Origin of the sequence: Thioclava sp. JE_KL1 (assembly GCF_009296265.1) — a bacterium.
Lineage (GTDB): Bacteria > Pseudomonadota > Alphaproteobacteria > Rhodobacterales > Rhodobacteraceae > Thioclava.
In genome coordinates this window covers 1-2825 of record NZ_WBJS01000041.1, presented here as the reverse complement: position 1 = coordinate 2825, position 2825 = coordinate 1, and the positions used below count along the sequence as shown (strand labels likewise).

Genomic DNA, 2825 nt, shown 5'->3' with positions numbered 1-2825 from the left:
GTAACGGCCCGGTTGGCACCGCCTGCCAGATTTCGGCGTGAGGCCCTAAGACACGTGCATAACGACGTCGCAAACGACGTCTCTTATGCGCGGAGGGGCTATGCGGGGCGAGGTTTTGGGTATTGAGCGCCGCCGGCGTTGGGACGACGAGATGAAGCTGGCGATCGTGAGCGCGGTGGGGATCGACGGCGCGACGGTGACCCAGGTTGCGCAACGGCACGAGGTGACGCGTCAGCAGATTTACGCGTGGCGTCACGAGCTGAAGCGGAAGGGGTTGTGGTCACCCGAGACGGGCGTGCTGTTCCTGCCCGCCGGCATGGTGCCCGCGATGGACCTGACGGTGGTTGAGGATCGAACCACAACTACTACTCCCGTAGTCTGGGTTGAGTTGCGGCTTGTGAAGGGCCGCGTGCTCCGGTTCGAGAGCAACATCGACGATGCAGCGCTGTCCCGCTTGGTTCGCGCGGTGGATGCCGCATGATCGGGCCGGGGACCGGGGTGCGGGTGTATCTGGCCTGCGGGACGACGGATATGCGCAAGGGGATCGGTGGGTTGGCGGCGCTGGCGCAAGACGTGCTGCGCCAGAAGCCGACCGGCGGTGCAGTCTTTGCCTTCCGGGGCCGCAAGGGGGATCGGCTGAAGCTGCTTTACTGGGACGGCCAGGGGTTCTGTCTTTACTACAAGGTCCTCGAGCGTGGGCGCTTTCCCTGGCCGAACACCAGCTCGGGGGCGGTGCGACTGACCTCGGCGCAGCTGGCGATGTTGTGGGAAGGGATTGATTGGCGGCGGCCAGATTGGGGCGCTCCACCGGCCCGTGTCGGGTGATTTATCTACCTGAAACACCTTGTTTTTATAGCGCTTCCTGATGGGGTGTGTTAGATGGTGGCATGTCAAGCGATGCGCCCATCCTCCCCGAAGATCCCGCTGTTCTGAAAGCGATGATCGCCGCCTTGCAGGCGGAAAACGCCAGGATGTCGGCGACGATCCGGGCGCATGACCAGCTGATCCAGACGCTGCGGCTGCGCATCGCGAAGCTCAAGAAGCAGGCCTTCGGCAAGTCCTCGGAGAAGATTGAGCGCGAGATCGAACAGCTGGAACTGGCGCTTGAGGATCTGTTGATTGCCAGCGCCGAAAGCGCCATCATCCCGACGGACGAAGACGAGGCGGATCCTGCCCCTGAGGCGAAGACCGGCGATGTGGACAAACACAAGCCCCGCCGTCGTCCCCGCGTCTCGGAGGCTACCCCGCGGGAGCGGCGCGAGCTCGACCCTGGCAGCTGCTGCCCGGATTGCGGTGGCGACCTGCGGCTCGTTGGCGAAGACATGAGCGAGATGCTCGACCTGGTTGCGGCACAGCTGAAGGTCCTGCAGATCGCGCGGCTGAAGAAGTCCTGCCGCCGCTGTGAGAAGATGGTGCAGACACCGGCGCCCAGCCGTCCGATCCCCGGTAGCATGGCGAGCGCGGCGCTCTTGGCCTGGATCCTCGTCTCCAAGTTCGATGACCATCTTCCCTTGTATCGCCTGAACGAGATCTTCGCCCGCATGGGGGCCGACATCCCGGACAGCACGCTGGTCGACTGGTGTGGGCGCGCCATGAAGGTGCTGGCGCCGCTGGTCGAACGGATCGAAGCCGATGTGATGGCCAGCGACCTGCTGCATGCGGACGACACCCCGATCCGGGTGCTGGACCGGTCCCTCAAGGACCGCGGCCTCGGCAAGGGGGTGAAGCAGGGCCGGATCTGGGCCTATGTCCGCGATCCACGACCTTGGGCCGGAACCGCGCCACCCGGGGCGGTCTACCGCTTCGCCCCGGACTGGAAGCAGGAACACGTGCATGGGCATCTCGCCCAGACGCGCGGCATCCTGCAGGCCGATGGCTACAAGGGCTACAACAAGCTTTACGAACCCGATCCCGATGGCACGCCCCGCCTGCAGGAGGCGTCCTGCTGGGCGCATCTGCGGCGTGACTTTCATGACGAATGGGGCAAGACGAAATCCGCCATCGCGCGCGAGGCACTCGACCGCATCGGCGCGCTCTACGACATCGAGCGCGAGATCAACGGGCAGCCCGCCGAGATCCGCCTTGCCGCGCGGCAGACGCACAGCGCCCCGAAGGTCGAGGCCTTCTTCGCCTGGTCCGAAAGCCAGCTCACGCGGATCCCCGGCAAGGGGGACCTCGCGCGCGCGTTCCGTTATGGGCTGGCCCGCCGGGCCTCGTTCAGCCTCTTCCTCAGCGATGGCCGCGTTGCCATCGATAACAATCCAGCCGAGCGCGCCCTGCGTCCGATCGGCATCGGTCGGAAGAACTGGCTCTTTGCAGGCGCCGACACCGGCGGCGAAACGCTGGCCCGCGCCATGACGATCATCGAGACCGCAAAGCTGAATGGCCTCGATCCGCAGGCCTACCTCGCCGACGTGCTCGACCGCATCAACGATCACAAGATCAACCGGCTCGACGAGCTACTCCCATGGAACTGGAAACCGGTCGCCGCCGCTCAGGCCGAGGCCGCCTGATGGCGACCGTCACCCATGTCTGCACGATCGACTATGTCGCGAAGATACTCGGCGAAGACCGCGAGTTGCTTGAAGCCATCGTCTCCAACGACGACAATCTGACCTACGGTGACATCATCAGCGTCTATACCAGTTCGGAAGAGGCCATTACGGCCCTCACAGACCGCGGCATCGAAGAACTCCGAGACATGCTCACTGCCGCGCGCATCACTCCCGAAACTTGGCATGAGTTCCTCGACGACTTCGTCCATGACGCCGATCTCGTCGCCCGCATCAAGGCCCAATCGCCGCGGTAGCAACCGGCCGGTTACG

General features: G+C 64.7%; 4 protein-coding genes. All 4 read left to right on the top strand.

The window, feature by feature from the left end; translation table 11 throughout:
• The first annotated feature begins 100 nt into the window (after positions 1 to 100).
• Positions 101 to 481: a transposase gene (locus tag F8R15_RS20720; RefSeq protein WP_152845849.1), complete on the top strand. Its 381-nt coding sequence runs from the start codon at positions 101 to 103 to the stop codon at positions 479 to 481.
• Positions 478 to 825: an IS66 family insertion sequence element accessory protein TnpB gene (gene tnpB / locus F8R15_RS20715; protein ID WP_075777367.1), complete on the top strand. Its 348-nt coding sequence runs from the start codon at positions 478 to 480 to the stop codon at positions 823 to 825. Before F8R15_RS20720 ends, tnpB begins: the two co-directional genes overlap by 4 nt.
• A gap of 62 nt (positions 826 to 887) precedes the next feature.
• The gene (locus F8R15_RS20710) at positions 888 to 2513 is read left to right on the top strand and encodes an IS66 family transposase (protein WP_152845848.1); all 1626 of its coding nucleotides are present in this window, start codon (positions 888 to 890) and stop codon (positions 2511 to 2513) included.
• Complete coding sequence (locus F8R15_RS20705; protein WP_253732832.1) at positions 2468 to 2809, top strand: hypothetical protein; 342 nt, start codon at positions 2468 to 2470, stop codon at positions 2807 to 2809. Before F8R15_RS20710 ends, F8R15_RS20705 begins: the two co-directional genes overlap by 46 nt.
• Positions 2810 to 2825: the final 16 nt, after the last annotated feature.

What these genes read in the sequence shown, in the direction of transcription:
- F8R15_RS20720 (WP_152845849.1), top strand. Translation starts at nt 101, where the DNA reads ATGCGGGGCGAGGTTTTGGGTATTGAGCGCCGCCGGCGTTGGGACGAC.
- tnpB (WP_075777367.1), top strand. Translation starts at nt 478, where the DNA reads ATGATCGGGCCGGGGACCGGGGTGCGGGTGTATCTGGCCTGCGGGACG.
- F8R15_RS20710 (WP_152845848.1), top strand. Translation starts at nt 888, where the DNA reads ATGTCAAGCGATGCGCCCATCCTCCCCGAAGATCCCGCTGTTCTGAAA.
- F8R15_RS20705 (WP_253732832.1), top strand. Translation starts at nt 2,468, where the DNA reads ATGGAACTGGAAACCGGTCGCCGCCGCTCAGGCCGAGGCCGCCTGATG.